This window comes from Cupriavidus sp. P-10, assembly GCF_003402535.2.
GTDB lineage: Bacteria > Pseudomonadota > Gammaproteobacteria > Burkholderiales > Burkholderiaceae > Cupriavidus.
On the sequence record NZ_AP025170.1, the window covers coordinates 1,750,123 to 1,774,052 of the forward strand.

Consider the following 23,930-nt stretch of genomic DNA (forward strand, 5'->3'; position numbering starts at 1 on the left):
CCAAGACTACATCCCGATTCGCAGCGTTGGCCTCAACCTCAACGCTGCACCCCCTTATGCCTGGTGACCATAGCGAGTTGGAACCACCCCTTCCCATCCCGAACAGGACCGTGAAACAGCTCCGCGCCGATGATAGTGCGGATTACCCGTGTGAAAGTAGGTCATCGCCAGGCTCTTATTGTGCAAAACCCCTCGACAGCGTGTGCTGCGAGGGGTTTTTGCTTTGGAGGTTTTGCTCCTGCCCAGCTGGTGATCGTGCCTTGTAGACGGCGACAATTATCTTGGCCGGTCAAGATAATTGTCGTTTGACCGGCCAAAGTAGTTGACGCTCTACAGCCTTGCTTATTTCTGCAAGTAATTATCGCGATCATCTATATAACCACAAGGCTTATGAGAGGGAAACGGTAGGCCAGGGTGGCACTCAACGCGCGCGCATTCCATACTGGAAATGGTGCCCCGCTCGGTAGGACGACGGGCTCGGGGCTGGCGCATGAGCGCCCGTCCTGAGGGAAGCGCGAAGGGCGCCAAAATGGCTAGGAGCCAAGGCTAGATATGAAAACGCTAGGCGTGCTTCTCGGCATAACCATGGCGGCTGGCTTTGCGGCTCACGCCGGGGCCGCCGGATGCCAATATGATATGCAGTGCAAAGGCGAGCGAATCTGCGAGAACAGTCAGTGCGTCTCTGCTGGCACACAGGACCGGACCGTCGAGCAAGCTCCCAAGGCTCCCACGACCCCAAAAAGCGTTCCAAAACTTGAGCAACCCGCCAAGGTTCCCCCGGCAACGAGGAATGTTCCGCCGCCTGCGCCATCCCCCAGGGCTGCGCAAGTGACGAAGAACATTCCGCCCCCTGAGCAACCCGCGCCGGCCGAGCGACCCGCCATGACTTCCCCGGCAGCGGCGAATTCACCAGCGCCTTCGACGGGATTTCGCTTCTGCTGCACCAAGGTCGGAAAATTTCCCCTCGACCCGGAGGCGAACGACGAGGGCGTTGCGCTCAAGTCTGGCGATACCTGCTACGGGGTAACCAGTTATGGGACGCCGCTCCCTGGTACGCCCTGCAATTGAAATGCCCGCGCGCCGGGAATCCCTCAGCCAGAAAGGCTCCGGCGGCTAGGCACGCCCGCTCCTTGCGACTTCAGGCACCAAGGCATGAAGCCTGGAAAGAACGAGTCGCGCCGCCCGGGACAACGGATGATGTCGCGTGACGCCCATCGCAATGGTCCGTGTCAGGCGCGGCTCGACAATCTCGACTGCTGACAAGCGACCGGCGGCAACCTCGTTATCCACTGCCAGGACCGGGAGTATCGTCAAGGCGCCACCAGCGAGCGCAACCTCCTTCATCGTATTCAGCGATTCCACTTCCAGTGCCACATCCAGCGAGATGCCGAGCTGGCGCGCGTGCTGATCGAGAATGGATCGCAGGCCGTTGGGCGCCGGCGGCAGGACGAGCGGGAGGCCGTCGAGCTTGCGGAACGCCACCGTTGGCATCCCGGCGAGCGGATGCCCGGGCGCGCAGATCAGGTAGGTGGCGACCTGGGCGAGCACATCTTCGTTCTGTCGCGGCCCGGGGCCATAGCGGTTGATGACTGCAAGATCGAGATGGCCCGACTCCAGCTCCTCATCGAGTTGTCCGCTGAACCCTTCGGCCACGCGCAGCCGGACGCCCGGCGCCTTGGTGCGCAGGTCCTCGAACAGCGACGGAATCAGGCGTGGCGCCATTGACGGCAGCACGCCGATCCTCACCTGACCGACCGGCACGCCCGCCGCGTCCTTGACCTCGTCGCGCAGCCGTACCGACTGGGCCAGCAGCAACTGGACATGGGGGAAGATCCGCTGGCCAAACTCCGACAGCACCACACCCCGGCCGGTCCGTTCGAACAGCCGGTCGCCCCATTCGGCTTCGACCTGGGCAATGGCGCGGCTCACCAGCGACTGGGCGATTCCCAGCGAACGGGCTGCACGTGACAGGGACCCCACTTCGGCCACCAGCGCCACGGTTTCAAGCTGTTTCAGGTTCACGGCCTCATCCCATCCAAAAACTAGATATCAGATATCGACGATTCTACTCTTTTGCGTTAGCTCGGTACTCCATACACTAAGTTCATCCCTCCTGGCAGAGAGAGGGCTTATGAACATCTGGAGACAACATGCCGCGCTTTTCCGCCGTGCTTCGCGCATTCCGGCGACCGCTTTGCGCCTTGCTGGTCGCTGCCGCCCCGGCCGCCTTCAGCGCCGCCGCTGCCGCCGCTACCGGCTATCCCGCCAAACCAATCCGCCTGGTCGTGCCGTTTCCGGCCGGCGGGCCCACTGATGCGATGGCGCGGCTGATCGGCCAGCACCTGTCGCAGAAACTCGGCCAGGCCGTGGTGATCGACAACCGCGGCGGCGCCGGCGGCACCATCGCCACCGAGGCCGCCGCGCAGGCGGCACCCGATGGCTACACGCTGTTCTTTGCCACCACCGGCACCATGGCCATCAACCCGTGGCTCTACCGCTCGCTCAAGGTGGACCCGGTCAAGTCGTTCGATGCCGTGGGCTCGGTGGCCGCCACGGTCAACGTGCTGGTGGTTCCGAGCAACCTGCCGGTCAGCAACGTCAGGGAACTGCTGGCGCTGGCAAGACAGAAGCCGGGCACGCTGACCTTCGGCTCGGCCGGTAACGGCAGCTCTAACCACCTGTCCGGCGAACTGTTCAAGTCGATGGCGGGCATCGACATCGTTCATGTGCCGTACAAGGGCTCGGCGGCGGCGTTCACCGACCTGCTTGGCGGACGCATCTCGATGATGTTCGACACGGTATCGAGCCAGGTGCAGTACATCAGCACAGGCAAGGTCAAGGCGCTCGGCGTGACCGGGGCGACGCGTTCGGAAGCGCTGCCCAAGGTGCCGACGATTGCCGAGGCTGGCCTGCCGGGCTTCGACGTGACGATCTGGTTCGGCCTGTCTGCACCGAAGGGGACCACGCCAGACGTGATCCGCCGCCTGAACAGCGAACTGCAGGCCGTGCTTGCGCAGGCAGACGTGCAGAAACAGCTTGCCGCGCTGGGTGCCCGGCCGCTGCCGGGCACGCCGGCCGACTTCACCAGGCTGATCCAGCATGACGCGGGCAAGTGGTCGCCGGTGGTCAAGGCATCGGGAGCGAGCCTTGACTAAGACCGCCGCAACCTTCGACGCCCTGTTCTCGCCAGCCTCGGTGGCCGTGATCGGCGCCTCGGACAACCCCAACAAGGTGGGCGGACGCCCGATCCACTACCTGCGCACCTTCGGCTACACGGGCGAGGTGTTTCCGGTCAACCCGGCGCGCGAGGTCATCCAGGGCTATCGTGCGTACCCCGATCTCGGTGCGATCGGCAAGGCGCCAGACGCCGTGGTGATTGCCGTGTCCGGCGATGCCACGCTCGAGCAGGTGCGCCAGTGCGGCGCCGCCGGGGTCAAGGCTGCCGTCATCATGGCGTCGGGTTTCGCCGAGACGGGCGAGGCGGGACGCCTGCGGCAGCAGGAACTGGTGGCGGTGGCCAATGACAGCGGCATGCGGCTGGTGGGGCCGAACGCGCAAGGCACGGCCAACTTTGCCAGCGGCGCGGTGCTCAATTTTTCGACCATGTTCATGGAGGTGGCGCCCCAGGACGGCCCGATCGCGATCATCAGCCAGAGCGGCGCGGCGAGCGTCATGCCCTATGCGTTGCTGCGCCAGGCCGGCTACGGCGTGCGCTACCTGGTAGCGACGGGCAACGACGCCGACCTCGACGCCTGCGCGATGACCGCGGCCGTGGCGGCGGACCCCGAGGTGCGGCTGATCCTGGTCTACCTCGAATCGGTCTCCGATCCGGCACAGCTTGCCCGCGCGGCGGCAGTAGCCCGGGCGCGTGGCGCCAGCATCGTGGCGATCAAGGCTGGCAACAGCCAGCGCGGCGCAATGGCGGCGGCCTCGCATACCGGTGCATTGGTCGGCAACGACGCGGCGATCGATGCTTTCCTGGCCCGTCACGGCATCTGGCGTGCGCGCGATATCGGCGAGCTGGTTCGCGCCGTGCCGCTGTATTTGCAGCAGCGACCGCCGGGGCAGGGCCGCACGGTGGTGATGAGCCATAGCGGCGCGGTGGGCGTCATGGCGGCCGACCTGGCCGAACGGCACGACCTCCCGCTGACCGGGTTGCAGCCTGCAACGCTGCGCGAACTGGGCGCGATCCTGCCCGCGTTCGGCACGGCCAGCAATCCGCTCGACATGACCGCGGCGCTGCTGGGCAAGGGCGACATGTTTCCGCGCGTGCTCCAGGCGCTGGGCGCCGATACGCAGGCCGATATGGTGATGGTCGGCATTCCGGTGGCCGGTCCCGGCTACGACGTCGAGGCGCTGGCGCGCGATGCCGCCGCCTTCAGCGCGGGGCATGCCAAGCCGCTGGTGGCGAGCGCGCCGCAACAATCGGTGCGCGAGGTCTTCGTGCGACACGGCGTGCCGGCCTTTGTCACCGAAGCAGATGCCATTGCAGCGCTGGCGCAATACGCCGCGCATCACCGGCTGGCCGATGCGGCAACGGCAATGGCAACGGCAGCGGCCTGGCCTGAGGCACAGCAGCTCGACGGCGGCGGCCTGCAGGACGAAGCCCATAGCCTGGCCCTGCTCGCCGAAGCCGGCGTACCGGCCGTGCCCCACCGGTTGTGCGACAGCATGGATGCGGCGGTGAGAGCGTTTGACGCGCTCGGCGGGGTGCCGGTGGTGGTCAAGGGCTGTGCGGCCGAGATCCCGCACAAAAGCGAGCATGGCCTGGTGCATCTCCGGCTGACCGATGCGGCGAGCGTGGCCCGCGCGACGCAGGACTGCCTCGACACGCTGCAGCGGCTGGGCGTGGCAGCGCCACGGGTGGTGGTGGCGGCGATGGTCAAGGGCCGCCATGAGTTTGCGCTGGGCGTCTCGGTCGATCCCGTGTTCGGGCCGATGGTGATGATCGGGGAGGGCGGCACGCTGCTCGAACTGCGCAAGGACGTCGTTACCCTGCTGGCGCCGTTCACGGCCGAAGATGTCAAGGTGGCCTGCGCACGGCTGCGCCTGGCGCCGCTGTTCGATGGCTATCGCGACATCCCGGCGCTCGACCTGGAGGCGCTGGCGTCGTCGGCGGTCGCGCTCGGCGACTGGGCATTGCGTCACCGCACCGTGCTGGCATCGGTCGACATCAATCCACTGATGGTGATGGCTGCCGGCGAAGGTGTCATGGCAGTCGATGCCGTGGTGGAACTCAAAGGGAATTGAAACATGGAAGCCATACGTGTCGAACAGGATGGCGAGATCGCCATCGTCACGCTGAACCGTCCGGCCCGCATGAACGCCGTCAACGACGTCCTGCGCGGCGAGCTGATCGAAGCGCTGGGCCGGCTCAACGCCGAACCGTCGGTGCGCGCCATCGTGCTGACCGGCGCCGGCGAGCGGGCCTTCTGCGCCGGGCAAGACCTCGATGAGGCGGCCGCCGTGACATGGCAGCAGCTCGTGCCCTGGCTGAACCGGCAGCGGGCGATGTACCAGGCCGTCCGCGACCTGGACAAGCCCTGCGTGGCCGCCGTGCGGGGCGTAGCGGCAGGCGCGGGTTTCCAGCTGGCGCTGTGCGCGGACTGGCGCCTGACTACGGCAGACAGCCGCTGGGGACAGCCGGAGGTCAAGGCCGGCCTGGCGAGCATAGTCGGGTCCTATCTGATGACGCTGCACGTGGGGCACACGCATAACGTGCAGATGTCGCTGTCCGGCGAACTGGTCAGTGGCCAGCGCGCCTTCGACATCGGCCTGGTGACGGCACTGTGCGGCAAGGCCGAACTGATGACACAGGCGCTCGCGCAGGCCAGGTTGCTCGCGGCGCTGCCGCCGACTGCCGTGCGCCTGTCCAGGCAGCGCTTTCGCGCCATGACGCAGCCGGGCTTCGACGAGGCCTGTGTCGCCGGCATCCGGGCACAACTCGAATGCTATGCCGATGGCGAACCGCAGCGCGTGATGGCTGCGTTTCTCGAACACCGCAAGACGAAGGAGTCGCAGTGAAGCAGTTGACCCAACACTATATCGACGGCGCACGTCGCCCGATGCGAGGCAGCGAATCGATCCGCGTCTACGATTCAGCGACCGAAGCCCCATTGGCCGAGGTCCGCCTGGGCACCGCGGACGATGTGGCCGAAGCCGTGGCGGCGGCAGCGCGGGCCCAGCCTGGCTGGCACGCGCTGGGCGCAGCCGGGCGGGCGCCGTATCTGAATGGGCTGGCCGACGCGCTGGAAGGCTGCGCGGCGGAGCTCGCCCATGAGATCTCGCGCGAAGTCGGCATGCCACTGAAGCTGTCGCGCCGCATCCAGGTCGATGCGCCGATCGCGGCCTGGCGCGCCGCGGCGGCGCTGGCCGACACGTTCGATTTCGTCCGCACGATCGGCAATTCCCGCGTGACGCTGGCACCAGTCGGTGTGGTGGCCGCCATTACGCCGTGGAACTACCCGTTGCACCAGATCACGGCCAAGCTGGCGCCCGCGCTGCTGGCCGGCTGCACGGTGGTGCTGAAGCCGTCAGAGCTGGCCCCTGCCGTCACGGAACGGCTGATGGCCGCGTGCGAACAGGCGAAGCTGCCGCCGGGCGTCCTCAATCTTGTGCTGGGCGGTGCGGCGGTCGGCGAGGCGCTGGTCTTGCATCCCGGCGTCCAGATGGTCTCGTTCACTGGTTCCACGGCGGTCGGCCGCAAGGTCGCCGCGCAGGCCGCCGGCGACATGAAGCGTGTGTCGATGGAACTGGGCGGCAAGTCGGCGGCCGTGGTGTTGCCCGGCGCAGATCTGGCCAGGGCGGTCAAGGCGACGATCAGTTCCTGTTTCCTCAATTCGGGGCAGACCTGCAGCGCGACCACCCGGCTGATCGTTGCACGCGAGGACTACCCGCGCTGCCGGCAACTGCTGGCGGAGGCGGCGGCAGCGATGAAGCTCGGCGATCCCGCCGATGGCGAAACCCGGGTCGGCCCCTTGTTGTCGGCGCTGCAGCGCCAGCGCGTGCAGGCGCATATCGCTGCGGCGGAGCAGGCAGGCTTTGACCGGATCGCCGGCGGTGCCGATGCACCCGTGCCAGCGACCGGCTATTTTGTCGCGCCGACCATCTACGGCAATGTCGCACCGGACAGCCGGCTGGCGCAGGAGGAGGTCTTCGGGCCGGTGCTGGCGGTGCTGTGCTACGACAGTGTCGACGAGGCGATAGCCCTGGCCAATGGCACGCGCTACGGACTGGCTGCCACGGTCTGGGCTGCCGATGACAGCGCCGGCGAAGCGGTCGCCAACGCGCTGCGGGCAGGGCAGGTGGACGTCAATGGCGCCCGCTTCAACCCCGCGGCACCGTTCGGCGGCTTCGGCCTGTCCGGCGTCGGGCGCGAAGGCGGCGTCCATGGCCTGGAAGAGTTCCTGGAGCCGAGATCCGTTCAGCTTCCCTAATCACGACTCCGAAAACACGACTCCGAAAACACGACACCGAAAATCACGACATCGAAAGGCATCGCACTATGTACAGTCAGGTTACCGTTGCTCGCGCAGGAAAAAGCGAGCGGATCGCCGTGGTCACCTTGAACCGGCCAGACAAGCTCAACGCGCTGACCAAGGTCATGGAGGCCGAATTGCGCGACGCCATGGAGGCAGTCGATCGCGACGACAACGTCCGCGTGGTGGTGCTGACCGGCGCGGGCAAGGGCTTCTGCGCCGGCATGGACATCAACGAACTCGAAGTGCTGCCGCCGGGCGATATCCGCGCCGCCCAGTGGATGCGCCCGTTCGACATGAACCGGCGCGCCGACTACCAGACCCGCTATGGCTACTTCCCGGCCATGCGCAAGCCCGTGATCGCGGCGATCAATGGCGCCGCAGCGGGGTTGGGCCTCGTCTTCGCGCTGTACAGCGACATGCGCTTCGCCAGCGCCAATGCCGCGTTCAGCACCGCGTTCGCGCGTCGGGGCCTGATTGCCGAGCACGGCATTTCCTGGCTGCTGCCGCGCGTGGTCGGCCCCGGCCATGCGGCCGACCTGCTGTACTCGGCGCGCAAGGTCCTGGCTGACGAGGCGCTGCGGATGGGCCTGGTCGACCGTGTGGTCGATGCGGACGCGCTCATGAAGACGACGCTTGACTATGCCGACGACCTGGCCGAGAACGTTTCACCCCGGTCCATCCGCGTGATGAAGCGGCAACTGTGGGAGCAACCGTTCCAGTCATTGGCCGAAGCCACGCGGGTCGCCAATGCCGAGATGTTCGAAAGCATCCAGAGCGAGGACTTCACCGAGGGGGTTGCGCATTTCATCGAGCGCAGGCCAGCCCGATTCTCCGGCCAGTGACCGATAACCTGTCCGCAATGGATGCAGCGTAGGAGATGGCAGTCAAAGTGCAACTGCGCGCCGTTTAATTCTGATCTGCACGTTTTTCGGGCCCCGGCCCCGCCGGGATCCCTTTGATCTCCTTGAAATCCGCAACGGCACGCAGGCTCACCGCTGGGCGTGCTTCTCCCTCGGGGCAGACCCGCGATGAGGCACGCGCAGCGCAATCCTGCCGCGCCGCCTCTACCTTCGACGCGGCAAGATATTAGCCCCCCTAACATCTGGCTTTAAACAATGAAAATTATCACGGCATGCCACGCTGCTAAGATAGTAGCAATGCAATAAATCAATGTGGTCAATGTCAGATAAAGCAGAACCACGATAATAAATATTGGACGGGAACGCCATCGGCAATCTTCAGCGCCGGTATAAAGCAATCAACATCTTTCAAGTCATCCGACTTCGCCACGGGGGTGGCCAGGCTCGTCTCTAGATCAGGAGGCGGCATATGCCTTCCGTGACCGCCGCCCTTCCTGGCGATGCCGCAGGGCCCGCCTGCGGCAGACGGAATGGCTGTTCACGAACCTCCACCAGCGTTCCGCTTCACGCCCATAGGGCCATCCTCGACGGCAGCAGGGTGCGTTGTCCCCGCCAAAGCTGACCGCACGAGAGTCGGAAGTTCTTTCATTGATCGCCAAAGGCATGAGCACCAATGAAATTGCGACAAATCTCGGCGTTACCTTGTTCACCGTGAGGAAGCACAGAAACAACATATCCAGGAAATTGGATATCCACACCACGTCCAGGCTCGTTTCCTTCGCGATACACCGTGGCAATGTCGTTGACAACCATCATCCATTAGAGAATTCAGGGCACGAAATCCTGAGCGATCGTGAAAAAGAGATCCTGCGAAAGCTGGAACTTGGCCTGACAGCCAAGGAAATAGCCAGGGATCTTCGCATCAGTCCACGGACCGTCAGCAAGCATATCGAGAATATCCGCGCCAAGACGGGGCTCAAGGCACTGGCGGATCTCATGCTGGTTGCCAGGCAGCTGCAAAGCGCTGAAAGACACCGCTCGGAGTGCTAGGCACGGACGTCCTTTCCTCATCGCTGGCAAGCGCAGGCGTCAGGAATACGCATTCGGAGTAATTGTTTGCCCCCCCTGCAACGCCAACACTGACTGTGCGGCAGGCACCAATTCCGCACAGTCCTTCCGATCCCAATCGCTTGCAAGGGAGTAGAACCATGAACTGGAATCGTTCCTTCACTGACCTGATACGAAACGGCCGTCCGGCCTACTGGGGCAACTGGACGCTGGCCCCGAACATCAAGCCAGGCGCCGTCGGCTTCGTCTCTCCGGACAGCGGCGACTTCACGCTGGTCCGGGAAGAGACGCCCGGGCTTGCGCTGAGCACGCGCGGCATCCCCAATCAATGGAAGCTGTCGTCCAGCAATGTCCAGCGCACCGAATCCAACGTGAACCTGGACGGTTCCGGGACCGACCCGGATACCGGCACCAAGGTCACGGCGGGCGTGGAGGTGAAGTGGGATTTCGCATCGGTGGGGTCGGTGGCATCCGAGTTCAGCATCGCGTCGGAAACTTTCATCAGCGACCTGACATTGCTCAGCAAGCCCGATACGCTCAAGTGGCTTTCCGACCAGGCGCAGTCCGTCAGCATGGGTTCGAACGGACAGATGGCGCAAGGGTTCGGGGTGGTGACCAGCGCGGTCTATGCGCATAGCGGGCTGAATGTAGGTTCGCAGGACAACAGCTCGTCCTTTTCCATTGCCGGGTCGGCCAGTGCCGTCCATGACATGCTCGGCGGCGCCAACGGCAAAGGCTCGTTTGTTTCCACCAGCCAGAACAAGAGCGTGGATCAGCATCTCTGGCCGTACCAGGCGGAGCAACTCGCAACGGCTCCCATTCCGATCGCCTATACCTTTGCCTCGTTTGACGGGACGCTGTTGATTCCGAACTGGATCACCCGGCTTGGCGCGTTCGAGATCTTCTTCGACAACAAGCCGGGATGCACCTACATCACGCACATCCAGATGAGCTACGACACCCCGAAAGGTCCGCAGAAGGACGAGTTTTCCCTGACCGGCGGCATTTCAAAAACGGTTGGCAACATTCCGCTCAGCGCCACCAACATCAAGGTGGACGTGAAGTTCCAGGGAATGATCAACAGTGATCACTACGGCTTCAGTTGGCCCAACCCGCTTGGGCAATGGCTGACGGGCCGTCGTGTGATCGAGATGACCGGGGTCTGGCCCGGCCAGACCCACGCCCGCGAACTGTAGCGCCCCCGCCAGCGCCGGATGTCGAACACGCTGCTGCGCGAACGTTCTCGCTCACGGACGCGCCTGCGCGCGACATCGGGCCCTGGTCCTTTGCCGTTGTCAAAGCTCTCAAGGAGATCAAGCCATGGCCACCCTGGTTAATATCACCCAGAAAACCCCCAACGCCGTACAGATCTGGGGCTTCCATGATCCCTGCACAGTGAGGGATGTTGCAGGCGCACTGAACACCATCGCCGCCGGACTGAGCGGCGATGGCAACACGATCCACATCATGTCGGGAACCCACGGATACTGCGGCGGGCAGGTCGGCGCCGTTGCCACGCGCGACCAGCGGTTCGCGCAGGAAGACCGAAGCCTCGCTTCCCCGAAGACCAGGGACAACAAGCCGGTCGCAGTCGCCGTGCACGATTTCAACAATGGCAAGCTGCCTGCGCCCGACTATGTGACCGCCGCGATGGCGAAGCTGAATACGGACATGCGGGCGATCGTGACGAACAGCCCGGGAACCCATACGTTCCTGCTGGCCTATTGCTGCAGCGCCGGCACGCGGTAAGGTCTGGCCAGAGGTAAGCCTGGCGGCCAGGATGGGGCCGCCGGGCACATTCCACGGCGTCAGGGCGACGACACGCCTTCCGCCTACCGGGTCGCCGTGGGGTCGGCGACGGGCATATGGGTCGCGACCTGGTCGAGCACAACTTCCGGTTCATCCGCCTCAACGTCGGACTCGTCATCAAGCCGGCGGCGCATCCGCTCGACGTCGAGGTCGCCGGTCCATTTCGCCACCACCACCGTGGCCACGCCGTTGCCAATCAGGTTGGTCAGGGCGCGCGCCTCTGACATAAAGCGGTCAATGCCGAGGATCAGGGCGAGCCCTGCCACCGGAACATGCCCCACCGCCGAAAGCGTAGCCGCAAGCACAATGAAGCCACTCCCGGTTACGCCGGCAGCGCCCTTTGAGGTCAGCAGCAGCACGGCGAGCAGGGTGAGTTGCTGCGTCAGGCTCATGTCGGTGTTGGTTGCCTGGGCGATAAACACCGCCGCCATGGTCAGGTAGATGGATGTGCCATCCAGGTTGAAGGAGTAGCCGGTCGGGATCACCAGTCCGACGACGGACTTTCTGGCACCCAGGTTTTCCAGCTTGGCCATCATCCGTGGCAACACCGATTCGGATGACGACGTGCCCAGTACGATCAGCAGTTCCTCCTTGATGTACTTGATGAACTTCCAGATCGAGAAGCCATGCAGCCGCGCGATCGTGCCCAGCACGACGAAGATGAAAAGCAGGCAAGTGGCGTAGAAGGTCGCCATCAGCTGGCCAAGCTGCAGCAGCGAGCTCACGCCGTACTTGCCGATCGTGAAGGCCATGGCGCCGAAGGCGCCGATCGGCGCGACCTTCATGATGTACCCGACGATGGTGAACAGCACGTGGGAAAACTTCTCGATGAAGTCGAACACCAGCGTGCCGCGGCCGCCAAACCTGTGTAGCGCGAAGCCGAACATGACTGCAAACAGCAGCACCTGGAGGATCTCGCCCTTGGCAAAGGCATCCACCACCGTGTTCGGGATCACGTGCAGCAGGAAGTCGACCGTGCCTTGCATCTTGCCGGGCTCGGTATAGGCGGCGATGCCTTTCGTATCGAGGGTGGATACATCGACGTTCATGCCCGCGCCGGGCTTGACGATGTTGATGATCAACAGGCCAACCAACAGCGCAATGCTGCTCACGACCTCAAAGTACAGCAGTGCCAGCCCGCCGGTCTTGCCGACTTTTTTCATGTCTTCCATGCCGGCGATGCCCACCACGACCGTGCAGAAGATGATCGGCGCAATGATCATCTTGATCAGCTTGATGAAGCCATCTCCCAACGGTTTCATCGCCTCGCCGGCCTGCGGGTAGAAATGGCCAAGGATGACACCGAGGACAATGGCGGTGATGACCTGCACGTAGAGGGATTTATAAAACGGCTTCGGATGATCGCCTGTTTCCATCATCTTCTCCATTGATGATTCACTGCTGGCGACCGGAGTTCCGGTCGGGTCACCCGTATGTGTATGCCTGAGCATGCTGCGCGCTGGCATCAGCGCTCGCGACCGTCATCATGCTGGCGCTGCGACGAACGTTCGACGACGCTGTTCAGTATATGCACGGGGTGCACGGCGCCAAGAGGGATGCTGCTCAAACGTGACGCGGCGGAAGGAGATACGCCATAACGGAAAAATTCGACATTCGGTTAACTGGCTGAAACACTTCGATACGGAAAGTGCACTCCGCAGCCCCTCAGGGTCACGGCTTGACCGACGTTTTACAGCCCGCGATACAGTGCCCCATCCGCAGTAGCAGGGAGGTACGAAGCGGGGCCAGGCCCCGAGCGTCCTGGCTTGCTTGCGTGGAACCACATCCTGGTATTAGTTGGTCTTGTGACATGCCGATCCCGGGTCAGGCACCGTCGGGAAGCGCCATGTCGGATCGAGGCCTGTGCCACTGCCGCCTCGACTCGCAATTTCCCTCCGGGAGACGGGCATGCGCGGGATTTTCATCAGCTACCGCCGTGATGATGCCGAGGGGCAGGCTGGACGCCTGTTTGACGACCTCACCGAGCATTTTGGCAACGACGCGGTGTTCATGGACGTCGCTGATATCGAGCCGGGCCGGGACTTTCGCCGCGTGATTGACGAACATGTCGCCTCTTGCGCAGTCCTGCTTACCATTATCGGCAAGAGCTGGCTTACGATTTGCGACGCGTCGGGTGCGCGAAGACTTGATGATTCGGCGGATTTCGTTCGCCTTGAAACGGCATCGGCGCTTCGGCGCGACATTCCGGTCATACCCGTTCTGGTGCATGGCGCCAGGATGCCCCGTGCAGAGGATCTGCCCGACGACATCCAGGAGTTGGCATTTCGCAACGGCGTCGAGCTCTCGCACGCGCGTTGGGAATCTGACGTTCGCCTGCTCATCAATGCCCTGCGCCCCTACGTCCAGTCGAAGCACGTGCCGACAAGCCAGGAGCGCGAAACCGGGCGCAGGGCCGCGCCGGCGCCCGGTACGCGCATGGCCCTGGCAGGCGTCGCGGCAGTTTTGGTTTGCGCGGCTGGCGCCTATGTCTGGTACGACCGCTCCGCCAACAAGGCATCGGCTCCTGAGCCAGGGAACGGCGAGCGCGTCAGCAAGTCTGTTCCCAATCCTGCCGGGCCGGATACTGCTACCGCGCCGGCGGCCCCCCCTGTCTCAATGGATCCGCCTGTCCCCCAGAATCCGGGTGAGCCGCGCTTCGCCACCATCTGGGAAATGAGGCAGGGACCGGCCTGGCAGGCCCGGCACGCGCTGACCGCTGAAGAGCTGCAACACGCGGAGGACACGCTTGCCGGCCAGGGATACCGGCTCGTGGATCTCAGCGGCTATGCGGTCGGCGGACAAGCGCGCTACGCCGCAATCTGGCAAAAGACCGCGGGTCCTGACCAGAAGACGCGTCATGGCCTGACTGCTGACCAGTATCAGCAAGAGTTCAACCGCCTGGTCGATCAAGGATATCGCCCGGTCCATGTGGTTGGGTACGCCGTCGGCGACCAGGTTCGCTTTGCCGCCATCTGGGAAAAAGGCGGGAGCATCGCATGGGTGGCGCGGCACGACATGACGCCAGGCCAGTATCAACGGCAGTTCGAGCGCTTCACCACAGATGGCTATCGGCTTGTCGATGTCAGTGGGTACGTGCGTGAGGGGCAGGACCGCTACGCCGCCATCTGGGAGAAGAAAACTGGCGCAGCCTGGGAAACGCATCACGGGATGTCGGCAAAGGTTTACAAGCAGGAATATGACCGGCTGTCCCGGCAAGGCTATCGTCCCGTACGAATCAGCGCATGGAGTGCCGGAAATGCGACGCACTACGCCGCGATCTGGGAGAAGGGGGAAGGATCTACATGGACCGTGCAACACGGCGTACCGTCGGGGCAATATCAGGCGGCATTCAATGCAATGAAGAGCGCGGGCTATCGACTCGTGGGTGTCACCGGCTATCAGCCGGGCATCGAGTAGTAGTTGCGTAGGCCAGGCCGCATAGCATTCCCTTTCGCTACCGACACGCGATGAAAAATATAGAAAAGGGAGATTTAAATTAATTTCACAGTGTTACATAAATGAAATCAAGAGAAGCATTCTTCATTCGCATATTTTCGTTTCCTTTATCCCAATAAAGCAAATAGATCTGCAGTTTCATTAGCGGCGCAGCCCTGCGTCGCTATCTACTTGTGGCCGATCTGGCAATCAACTAAATTACATCCAATCAGCCTGTATCCAGCGCATACGAGAGCGCTTCCTCGCGATTCCATCGCTGCGACTGCCGTCTTGTGGCAGAAGCCAATCGTAGAAAATTTGCATGGCCAATATGTGAAGGGATAAGAACCCGGTGGGTTTATAGACGCATCCTCATCAAGCCTACCTCCCGGTGGCCAATCAGCGGGTTTCACGATTTTCCCTGCATCGGCAGAGACTTCTTGATAAGGCAACGCAAGCCGGGATTCCGGCCATGTCCTGGATGGATCCTGGCAGGCCGTGAAGTCTCTTATGAGGTGCCTGGAGAACGAATCTCTGGTCGTGTCCACTGTCTTGGGGGATCGGTGGGCATGGCGCCACGCAGCAGGCCGCCAATGGCCTGCTCACGACTGTCCGGTCGCGGCCTGATGTCATTCCCCAGCACCGGCTGCCCGTCCGCACGGCTACGTTGACCGCCCCGGCGCCAGCGAAGCTGGATGGACAGCCCACAAGGGGATCGCACATGTCTTCCTTCGATGAACTGCTCGCCGAGACGATCAGCACGCCAGGGCTTCTGGATGCCTCGGACACTTCGCCAGATGAGGAACGCAAGCTCTTCGAACATGAGAATCCGCCCCCGGAAAGCACCATGCTGCTGGGAACGGCGACGGTTTCCACACGTGCGATGGACATGATTGTTGCGTTCGAGGTGAGCAGCGAAGCCGCCTACAACCGTTTGTATCGCCATCCGGTCTGGCCCCACGGCAAATCGGGCGTCACGATTGGTATCGGATACGACATCGGCTACGTCACGGCGGAGGTTCTCGCGACTGACTGGGACGAGGCCATCGGCGGTCCTGCTGTCGGTACGCTAAAGCCCGCTTGCGGCAAGACGGGCGAGACTGCCAAGCAGATCCTGCCGCAGGTAAAGTCGGTCGACGTGCCATTTACCGCTGCGGACGCGGTGTTCAAGAAGACCGTGATGCCGCGCTTTATCGGCCGCACGCTCGCGGCGCTGCCACCCGCCGCGGAGAGCCTGACGCCCGATTGCCTGGGCGCGCTGGTTTCGCTTGCCTACAACCGTGGGGCCTCCTTCAATGCAGCCGGTGATCGCTACCAGGAGATGCGCGCCATCCGCGATGCGATTCAGGCAGGGCGCCTCGCCGACATCCCGGCGCAGATCCGGGCGATGAAGCGCCTTTGGGCAGGCAAGCCGGAAATGGCGGGCCTGTTGCGGCGGCGTGACCTGGAGGCCCTGTTATTCGAGCAGGGCCTGGCAGCGGCCTGAACCACCGCCGCAGGCGCGCGCCTGCGAGACGCGTTGAGACAGCGCGCGCGCCGGGACGCTGTGCCACCCGGCAGAAGAGAGGGGAGACTGCCATGCCGATTCGACAGATTGCCGGAACCGATGTCGAATACTTCCTCGTGCTGTTTGACGAGGAAGGACGCGAACGAACGGAGCCTGACGGCTCGCTGCTCAGCGCCGCCATCTGCCAGCGCCTCGCCGACCCCGGCGCGGCGGTTACCGACGTCTTTGTCTGCAGTCACGGCTGGCAGGGCGACGTGCCGGCCGCCATCTTCCAGTATGACAACTGGATCCGTGCCATGGCCGCCTGCGAAGCCGACCTGGCGCTGATGCAAAGCAACCACGCGGGCTTCAATCCGTTGGTGATCGGCATGCACTGGCCGAGCCTGCCGTGGGGGATGGAGGAGGTGCCGGCTGAAAGGGCGGCCGTCCTGGCCGCTGGCCATGACGCTGACATCAACGCGGTTGTCGCGCAACTGGGCGAGGAGGCGCGCGGCACCATTGCGCACATTTTTGCCTATGCGGACACGGCAAGCAGTGCCGAACTGACACCAGCCATCGAGGACGATTTCGCGGCATTGTTCCAGCTCTCGGGATTGCGTACCGGCAGCACAACCGGGCGACCGGGTGCGGACCAGGACGGCTTTGATCCGCAGGCGATCGTTTCCGAGGCGGCAGCAGGCGAGGGTGGCGCAGCAAGGGATACGCAAGTCCTGGGCTTTGGCAGCAAGGTAAAGGACGCCATCCTGGCGCCGGTACGCCAGCTGTCTTTCTGGAAGATGAAGGACCGGGCGCGCCGCTTCGGCGAAACGGGCGCGCATCAGCTCCTGATCGGCATGCAGGCAAACGGGCCCAAGGTTCGTATCCACCTGATGGGCCACAGTTTCGGTTGTATCGTCGTGTCTGGCATGGTGGCAGGCGAAGCGGGCGGTCCGGCATTGCGGCGGCCGATCGAATCGCTGTTCCTTGTCCAGGGCGCGCTGTCGTTATGGTCCTATGCCGACGATGTCCCTTATGCGCCCGGTTCGCCCGGCTACTTCCGGCGTATCGTTGCCAATGGCATGGTGAGAGGGCCGATCCTGACCACACGTTCAAGGCACGACACGGCAGTCGCCAGGTTTTATCCGCTGGGTGCCGGCGCCAAGGGACAATTCCTGCTTGGCGAAGATTTGCCCAAGTATGGCGGCATCGGGGCATTCGGCATCCAGGGCAGTACCGGCATGGTTGACATGCCGATGGCGGCCAGCGATCTGCCCTATGACTTCAGTGAAGGCAGCATCTTCAACCTTGAGGCAAGCAACGTCATCTGCAACGGCGGCGGCGCTGCCGGCGCGCACAACGACATTGTCCATCCTGCTGTCGCGCACGCCTTCTGGGCCGCTGCGATCCAGGGATCAGCCCGACCTTCCATGCTGTCACCAGACTGGGGAATAGCGGCCGATCCTGAACCGCCGACAGGATTCGGCGCCGGCGCGTGGAGGGGGACAGGGAGAGGGACAGGGACAGGGACAGGGACGGTGGTCCGTGGTGGTACGGGAACCGGCACGGGCACTTCCCGTGGCGCCACGCCGGCACCTTCGGTTTCGCCGTCTGTTCCGCCCTGCAACGGTGGCGGACTTCTGGGCATCGATGAGATGCCGCCCGCCCCGCCGCCCCAGGAGCCGCGGCAAACACCCTCCCCAGGCGGAGAGCCCGGGTCGCCACGCTGGATTCACGCCGATTTCGAGGGACTGGATCCGGACGCACCGGTGGTGCAAGGCGAGTGGTACACCTTGGCTTTCGACCTGGATGTCGCGCAACGTGGGGAGGCACTGGCTACCGCAGAGGCGCCCCTGCCGACAAGTGACCTCTTCGCGCCGGACGACAAGGCTGTCGTGCTGACGGTTCAGCTGGACACCGATGACTTCGAAACGTCCGGACACACCAGCCTGATGCGCATCCCCCGCACGGGCAAGGGACTCACCAAGGCGCGTTTCGACGTGTCGCCACTGAAAAGCGGGGCGTGCAAGCTCAAGGCAACCATCCTGAAGGACGGCCAGTTCATTCAGCAGATGGACCTGACGATCCAGGTTGGCGTGCCGGGTGCGCCCGCGCAAGTCACAACGCGCGGACGGGCAATGAGCGGGGTCGCCGTGCTGCAGCCACGCGACCTGAGCATGCAGATCTACCCGGGCGCCGCCGGTGGCTATGAATGTGTGGTATGCGGCCCGGTGGCCACGCGAGTGCGGCTGCCCGTCAATGCAGGCCTCATCGACAGCTACATCAACGGCGCCCGCGCGGATCTGATGAAGGTCGTCATGCACGAGGATCCCACCGGCCGCTACGTGTTCCAGCGCGACATCGACATCCCCCCTGAGGCCCAGCAGAAGGCCCTGCAGATCATGGCCCGGGCTGGCGCGCTACTGATGCTTCGGCTCTTCGAGGGCGCCGGCGCCGGAGAAGATACCAGGGCGGTCGGCAGGGCGCTGCGGCGGTTGAGTACCAATCCCGACATCCGCCTCAAGATACAGGTCGTCGCCGAGACGTTGCCGATGCCTTGGCCGCTGCTGTACATGGGCGATGTCAGCGGGGCCGAGCCACTGGACTGGAACAACTTCCTCGGCATGCGCCACATCATCGAGCAGATTCCCTTGCAGAACCCGATGGCTGTGATGGCTCCGGAAATCCCCAGTGCGCCAAACCTGCAAGTCAGCCTGAACTTCAACGCGGGCATCGATGCCGCGATGGGGGTGGACTTCGTCAAGTCTCAGCGCGGCTTCTGGAAGGACAGGCCGGGCGTGGCCGTGACTGACCGCGCTACGCCCGCCGATTTCATCAGCGCGCTCAACAATCGGGATACGCCGGACCAGATCCTTTACCTGTATTGCCACGCGGTATCGCGCGGCCTGACAGAGGCTGGCGGACCCGGCGCCTCGAGCCTGGCGCTGACCGACGAACTGATCAGCCTGAATGACCTCGATCTCAGCGCACCGCGTGCCGTGCGGCTGAGCGGCCAGCCGCTGGTCTTCATCAACGCGTGCGAATCTGCCGAAATGTCGCCGACCTTCTACGACGGCTTCGCCCCATACTTCATGGATAAGGGCGCGCGCGGCGTCATCGGCACGGAATGCAAGACACCAGCCCTGTTCGCCAGGGCGTGGGCGGACCGGTTTTTCGAACGCTTCCTGCACGGCGAGCCCCTGGGCGAGGTTGTGCTCGGCCTGCGACAGGAGTTTCTCAAGCAGCATGGCAATCCGCTGGGGTTGCTTTACGCCGTGCACTGTGATGCCGACACGGTCATCCGGCCAGCGCTGAACTGAACCCCTCATGAAGCCACAAGATGGCGGCACGGGTGCCGTTCCTGCCCGGTCCGCCGACACAGGCAAAGCCGAGCCAAAGCCCGAGAGCGCGGGAACCCGGAGGACGACGCTCGGGCAAAAGCGCGCCGCGGGCGCGGCCGCCTTGCGCGTGGAAGTTGTCAACGGCAACCTCAAGTTCTTCGACGCCCCCGTGCTGGTGGGCCACTACCGCGGCAGCGCGCTGACGGGTACCGAGGCCGCGATGGACTGGCTCATCGGCAACGCCATGTCGACCTCGATGCGACTGGGTCGCTATCCACAGGAACTGAAGACGCAGCAGGTCTTCGTCAATACCAGCTCGGACAGGATCAATCCCTTGCGCGATGTACCCCGGCCCAAGGGCATTGTCGTGGTTGGCCTCGGCGACGAGGGGCATCTGCGCGCCAGCGGACTGGACGAGACGGTCCGGCTCGGCGTCATCGCCTGGGCCCAGCATCTGACCGAAGCCGAACGCCCTCCGGGCGAGTCGTCGCCTTGGCCTGCTTCCTTCTCGCTCGCCGCGGCGCTGGCGGGCAGCGGCGGCACCGGGATGTCGGCCGGCCAGGCCGCGCGCTCGGTGGCAGAAGGCGTGTGTGAGGCGAATCGCCAGCTTGCTGCGGCTGGCTGGCCTGTTGCGGCGTGCCTGAGCCTGGTCGAACTGTATTTGGACAGGGCTTCCGAGGCATGGCGGGCATTGCAGCTGATCGTCCAGGCCTGCCCCGGGCGTTTTGTCCTCAAGCCATACATTCGCAGCAGCCCAGGGGCACTGCTGCGGCCACTGGACTCCAACTATCGTGGCGCGAACTTTGACCTCATCACGGCGACGACGCAGGTCGACGCCCGGGGCGCCTCCTCGATCGTCTACACGCTCGATACCCGGCGCGCACGCACCGAGGTGCGCGCGGTTGCCGCGCAGGGCCGCCTTCTGCGTGAACTGGTCAGCGTGGCGTCGTCGAGTTCCTGCAACGATGACAGTATCGGGCGGACGCTGTTCAAGCTGCTGGTTCCGGTGGAGGTGCGGCCGTTTCTGGCCAGTGCCACGGAAATGCAGATCGAGCTGGATCCCGGGACCGCCGGCATTCCCTGGGAGATGCTCGACAGCGGGCGGGATGCCGGCGCAGGCGAGAACGTCGACTACAAGCCGTGGGCGATCCGCGCCAAGCTGCTGCGCAAGCTGCGCACGCAAGAGTTCCGCCGCCAGGTGGAAGACGCCGGACGGCGCGCCCCAATCCTTGTGATCGGTGATCCCTGCGCGGACGACAGGCGCTATCCGCTGCTGCCCGGCGCCAGGCGAGAGGCCCGTGCGGTGTCGGCGCTGTTGTCGAAGCGACTCGGCATGGACCGCCAGGTGAAGATCCTTGCCGCGGCCAACGACGTCGACCGGGGCCCGGACAGCCGGCAGGTCGTGGCAACACTGCTGGACGGCGACTGGGGCATTGTCCATATCGCGGGTCACGGCCAGGCGGCCACTGATAGCGACGACACTGCGGCCGACAGTGGCGCGGCGCGGACGGGAGGGATCGTGTTGTCCAACGATACGTTCCTCGGACCAGAAGAATTCGCCCGGATGGAGCGCGTGCCGGACCTGGTGTTTATCAATTGCTGCCATCTTGCGAAGACGGATACGGCAAACCTGCTGGGCAGCTGCGCCACGCCGTCCTTTCATCGGCCGGATTTTGCCGCCAGCGTGGCCGAAGCGCTGATCAAGCTTGGCGTGCGCTGCGTGGTGGCCGCCGGATGGGCGGTCGACGATGCGGCGGCCGAGATATTTGCCACTACTTTCTATCGGGCCCTGCTGGATGGCCAGCGCTTCCTTGACGCCGTCGGCACGGCCAGGGAGGCGGCGTACAAGGTGCCTGGCAATACCTGGGCCGCCTATCAATGCTACGGCGACCCGGACTGGTGCCTGCCGGGCTGGCTTGACATAGGCTGCCGCGGCGGCACCCGGGCGGCTGGCCAGTCGCCGGAGGAAGAGAAGCAACGCTTTGCCATGGCCTATGGCGGTATCGGGTCACCGCAGGGATTGCTGCTTGCCCTCGACATGATCCAGATGGAGTTGCGCGTGAGCAGTCCCGATGTGGAGGAGTCCGCCAGGCGCTTGCGCTATTTGCTCGATACCTTCGGCGACCCGGAGCGTAACTGGACACGCATGGGCGCAGTGGCCGAAGCGTTTGCTACGGCGTGGCGCGAGGCAGGCCTGCTGGAGGAAGCCGCGGTCTGGTATCAGGCCGCCTTCAACGCGGCCGACGGCAAGGCGAGCCTGCAGTCCGCCGAGCAACTCGCGAACGTGCGGGTGCGGCTGGCATGGCAGCGCTTGCGCGCCGCCGCCGGTGCAAACGCAGGCGTGCCGCAGCCGGCAATCGACGCTTCCAGGGAACTTCTTCTTGCCACCATGGAGCAGTTGGCACAACTGCTGGCACTGCACCGTTCCATGGAGCGGCTTGCATTGTGCGGTTCTGCCAGCAAGCGGCTGGCAATGGTCGAGCGCGTGGCTGGCCGCCGCGATGCCGAGGTCACTGCCATCGGTGAAACCGTGCGGTGGTACCAGGAGGCCGAGGCGCTCGCCAGGGCACAGGGCGCTCGCAATGCTTACTACCCGGCCATCAATCGCTGCGCGGCGGAGCTTGTCGCGCACTGGACGGCTGGGAAAGAGGGCAGTTACGAGGCCGACTGGGAAGCGTTGGCGACGGCATCGCCGGAGCGGAACAATGCCGAGCCGGACTTCTGGAGCCGATCGGCCCTCAGCGAGATGTGGATCTACCAATGCGCGGCGCGCGGCAACCTGGCACATGACCTGCCCTGCATCCTCGCCGATCTGGGCAAGCTTCACCGGAGCCTGCCGGCTATCAACAACTGGCGTACCGTGCGCGACCAGGCAGACTTCGTCCTGCCGGTCTACGCCCGGCAAGCCGACACGGCGGAGCGGACGGCTGCCGAATCGCTGTTGCAACGCCTGGAGCGCTGGGCGGGCACCGCCCCGGCGGTCACTGGATGAGCGCCATGCTCCCTGCAACCCCTGCAGTGGTAGCCCTGGCGGGCCGTCGCATCGATGCCGCGGACGCGCAGCCGGCGCGCTTTCCGCTGGTGAATACGGACCGCGTCGCGGCGCGCATCGCCGCCGGGTTCCGGCTTGTCGGAGCGGCGGCGCTGGTGTGTTCGGCCGCCTGCGGCGCGGATCTCATTGCGCTCGACGTTGCCGCGAAGCAGAGGCTGCGCCGGCGCATTGTATTGCCGTTCGAGCCGAGCCGCTTTGTCGAGACCTCGGTACAGGACCGCCCTGGCGACTGGACCGAGGCATTCTGGAAGCAGGTGGGCGCCGCCGAGCTCGAAGGCAATCTGGTCGTCCTGCAACCGTCCGGCAACAGCATCGAGGACTACCGCAGGGCAAACACAAGGATTCTTGAAGAGGCCCGTGCCGTCGCACGAGCATTCGCACCAGCCACGCCATCGCTGCACGCGTTCACTGTCTGGGATGAAGCGTTACGCCCTGGCGTTGATGCGACTGCGGAATTCCGGGAACTGGCCACGATGTCACATTTCCACATCGTGACCATTCCAACGCTTTAGGAGTAGGGCGGCAACCTGCAATGGCTACAGATCAGGGAGCTGGCTGATGAACGACTTGCTGTGCTGCGCGACGCGCTTGCCAAGCTCCGGCTCCAGCTCGTCGAGGATGCCGACATTGATCTCGGCCTTGGAGTCGAAATGCGTGAACTCCGCATCATTGCTGCTCGCCTTGAAGAAGAGCACCTGCGTGACTGCCGAGTCCGCCTTCAGCGTGAACGCCATCATGGATACGACAAAGCGTCCATCGGCGGCCTCTTCGGCCAGCGCGACCTGGAAGTTCGATACGCTGGAGGAAGTGGTTTCGCGGCTGAAGATGGTGATCCACGGCTTGCTCTTGTCCATGCTGGCCAGCCCGTCGAGCGTGGTCTGGACCAGCGCGAGCGCGCCGGGAGAACCCGGGCCAAGCAGCAATGCCGCCACCGACATGACGGCCTTGTGCGTTTCGAACTTGTCGCTGCCTTCGACATAGCGGGTGGCCGTCGTGCTCTCGATCAGCCAGCCGATGTTGGCCAGCACCCGCACATATTCCTTGTGCCACGCTTCAACGTTTTCCGGATCGCCAGCGGTGCGCCGCGCAACCAGCTGCGCCAGCAGCAGCGAGTTGGTCACCGCGGTACGGCGCGCTGCAGGTACGCCTTTGGCGAAGGTCAGGACACCGGATCCCACGACGACGGCCTGGTCCTTGTTCTCATCGAACTGTGGCGTCTCGCCGTCCAGCAACATCGGACCGCGCGTGTGGTCCACCGGGGGCAGTTCCGCGCCAAGCAAGAACGTCTTGGCGCTTTCGATGGTGACGTCTGGCATGGGGATCTCCGGCAGGTTGAAGGGTTCGTTCATTCTAGGTCGGCAACGACGATTCGCCATGGCGAGAACACAGCAACTTCGGGCA

The 23,930-nt window shown here is 64.2% G+C and carries 16 protein-coding genes and 1 rRNA gene; 14 read left to right on the top strand and 3 right to left on the bottom strand.

Features of this window, described 5'->3' with window-relative positions:
* The first annotated feature begins 59 nt into the window (after window positions 1–59).
* Window positions 60–173: ribosomal RNA gene (gene rrf, locus CTP10_RS08055) — 5S ribosomal RNA — on the top strand.
* Window positions 174–1,113: 940 nt separating this feature from the next.
* Here rrf and CTP10_RS08060 read toward each other — a convergent pair.
* Window positions 1,114–2,022, bottom strand: coding sequence for a LysR family transcriptional regulator (locus CTP10_RS08060; RefSeq protein WP_116323057.1), 909 nt, complete (start codon window positions 2,020–2,022; stop codon window positions 1,114–1,116).
* A 128-nt stretch (window positions 2,023–2,150) separates the two neighbouring features.
* Here CTP10_RS08060 and CTP10_RS08065 point away from each other — a divergent pair, with 128 nt between their 5' ends.
* From CTP10_RS08065 to CTP10_RS08100, 8 genes are all read left to right on the top strand, one after another.
* Entirely contained in the window at window positions 2,151–3,155 is a 1,005-nt protein-coding gene (locus CTP10_RS08065; RefSeq protein WP_116323056.1) for a Bug family tripartite tricarboxylate transporter substrate binding protein, read from the top strand.
* Window positions 3,148–5,250, top strand: a complete 2,103-nt coding sequence (locus CTP10_RS08070; RefSeq protein WP_233528388.1) for an acetate--CoA ligase family protein — start codon at window positions 3,148–3,150, stop codon at window positions 5,248–5,250. The genes CTP10_RS08065 and CTP10_RS08070 overlap by 8 nt, the downstream gene beginning before the upstream one ends.
* A gap of 3 nt (window positions 5,251–5,253) precedes the next feature.
* Complete coding sequence (locus CTP10_RS08075) at window positions 5,254–6,024, top strand: enoyl-CoA hydratase/isomerase family protein (protein WP_116323054.1); 771 nt, start codon at window positions 5,254–5,256, stop codon at window positions 6,022–6,024.
* A complete protein-coding gene (locus tag CTP10_RS08080) occupies window positions 6,021–7,436 on the top strand; it encodes an aldehyde dehydrogenase family protein (RefSeq protein ID WP_116323053.1) in 1,416 nt (471 codons plus the stop codon). The genes CTP10_RS08075 and CTP10_RS08080 overlap by 4 nt, the downstream gene beginning before the upstream one ends.
* 68 nt (window positions 7,437–7,504) lie before the next feature.
* Window positions 7,505–8,323, top strand: coding sequence for an enoyl-CoA hydratase (locus CTP10_RS08085; RefSeq protein ID WP_116323052.1), 819 nt, complete (start codon window positions 7,505–7,507; stop codon window positions 8,321–8,323).
* A 621-nt stretch (window positions 8,324–8,944) separates the two neighbouring features.
* Complete coding sequence (locus tag CTP10_RS08090) at window positions 8,945–9,391, top strand: response regulator transcription factor (RefSeq protein WP_271815647.1); 447 nt, start codon at window positions 8,945–8,947, stop codon at window positions 9,389–9,391.
* A gap of 158 nt (window positions 9,392–9,549) precedes the next feature.
* Window positions 9,550–10,605, top strand: coding sequence for a hypothetical protein (locus CTP10_RS08095; RefSeq protein WP_116323050.1), 1,056 nt, complete (start codon window positions 9,550–9,552; stop codon window positions 10,603–10,605).
* A gap of 124 nt (window positions 10,606–10,729) precedes the next feature.
* On the top strand, window positions 10,730–11,158 hold the full coding sequence (locus tag CTP10_RS08100) for a hypothetical protein (protein ID WP_116323049.1): 429 nt from the start codon (window positions 10,730–10,732) through the stop codon (window positions 11,156–11,158).
* A gap of 83 nt (window positions 11,159–11,241) precedes the next feature.
* Here CTP10_RS08100 and CTP10_RS08105 read toward each other — a convergent pair whose 3' ends face one another.
* Window positions 11,242–12,594, bottom strand: a complete 1,353-nt coding sequence (locus CTP10_RS08105) for a dicarboxylate/amino acid:cation symporter (RefSeq protein ID WP_116323059.1) — start codon at window positions 12,592–12,594, stop codon at window positions 11,242–11,244.
* 532 nt (window positions 12,595–13,126) lie between these two features.
* On the opposite strand from CTP10_RS08105, the gene CTP10_RS08110 reads away from it, so the two are divergent.
* The 5 genes from CTP10_RS08110 (at window position 13,127) to CTP10_RS08130 (ending at window position 23,041) form a co-directional block, all read left to right on the top strand.
* Window positions 13,127–14,635, top strand: coding sequence for a TIR domain-containing protein (locus CTP10_RS08110; protein WP_116323048.1), 1,509 nt, complete (start codon window positions 13,127–13,129; stop codon window positions 14,633–14,635).
* A gap of 739 nt (window positions 14,636–15,374) precedes the next feature.
* Window positions 15,375–16,139 carry a hypothetical protein gene (locus CTP10_RS08115; RefSeq protein WP_116323047.1) on the top strand — a complete coding sequence of 255 codons (765 nt, stop codon included), beginning with the start codon at window positions 15,375–15,377 and terminating at the stop codon, window positions 16,137–16,139.
* Between the two features lie 380 nt (window positions 16,140–16,519).
* The gene (locus CTP10_RS08120) at window positions 16,520–19,456 is read left to right on the top strand and encodes a CHAT domain-containing protein (RefSeq protein WP_233528391.1); all 2,937 of its coding nucleotides are present in this window, start codon (window positions 16,520–16,522) and stop codon (window positions 19,454–19,456) included.
* Window positions 19,457–19,463: 7 nt separating this feature from the next.
* Window positions 19,464–22,469 carry a CHAT domain-containing protein gene (locus CTP10_RS08125; protein WP_116323043.1) on the top strand — a complete coding sequence of 1,002 codons (3,006 nt, stop codon included), beginning with the start codon at window positions 19,464–19,466 and terminating at the stop codon, window positions 22,467–22,469.
* Entirely contained in the window at window positions 22,466–23,041 is a 576-nt protein-coding gene (locus tag CTP10_RS08130) for a hypothetical protein (protein ID WP_116323042.1), read from the top strand. The genes CTP10_RS08125 and CTP10_RS08130 overlap by 4 nt, the downstream gene beginning before the upstream one ends.
* Before the next feature lie 24 nt (window positions 23,042–23,065).
* On the opposite strand, the gene CTP10_RS08135 is transcribed toward CTP10_RS08130, so the two are convergent.
* On the bottom strand, window positions 23,066–23,878 hold the full coding sequence (locus CTP10_RS08135) for a hypothetical protein (RefSeq protein ID WP_116323041.1): 813 nt from the start codon (window positions 23,876–23,878) through the stop codon (window positions 23,066–23,068).
* Window positions 23,879–23,930 lie beyond the last annotated feature (52 nt).

Coding starts and splice junctions, on each gene's coding strand:
- CTP10_RS08105 (WP_116323059.1), bottom strand. CDS start 12,594: ATGGAAACAGGCGATCATCCGAAGCCGTTTTATAAATCCCTCTACGTG.
- CTP10_RS08065 (WP_116323056.1), top strand. CDS start 2,151: ATGCCGCGCTTTTCCGCCGTGCTTCGCGCATTCCGGCGACCGCTTTGC.
- CTP10_RS08085 (WP_116323052.1), top strand. CDS start 7,505: ATGTACAGTCAGGTTACCGTTGCTCGCGCAGGAAAAAGCGAGCGGATC.
- CTP10_RS08115 (WP_116323047.1), top strand. CDS start 15,375: ATGTCTTCCTTCGATGAACTGCTCGCCGAGACGATCAGCACGCCAGGG.
- CTP10_RS08075 (WP_116323054.1), top strand. CDS start 5,254: ATGGAAGCCATACGTGTCGAACAGGATGGCGAGATCGCCATCGTCACG.
- CTP10_RS08095 (WP_116323050.1), top strand. CDS start 9,550: ATGAACTGGAATCGTTCCTTCACTGACCTGATACGAAACGGCCGTCCG.
- CTP10_RS08125 (WP_116323043.1), top strand. CDS start 19,464: ATGAAGCCACAAGATGGCGGCACGGGTGCCGTTCCTGCCCGGTCCGCC.
- CTP10_RS08130 (WP_116323042.1), top strand. CDS start 22,466: ATGAGCGCCATGCTCCCTGCAACCCCTGCAGTGGTAGCCCTGGCGGGC.
- CTP10_RS08100 (WP_116323049.1), top strand. CDS start 10,730: ATGGCCACCCTGGTTAATATCACCCAGAAAACCCCCAACGCCGTACAG.
- CTP10_RS08110 (WP_116323048.1), top strand. CDS start 13,127: ATGCGCGGGATTTTCATCAGCTACCGCCGTGATGATGCCGAGGGGCAG.
- CTP10_RS08135 (WP_116323041.1), bottom strand. CDS start 23,878: ATGAACGAACCCTTCAACCTGCCGGAGATCCCCATGCCAGACGTCACC.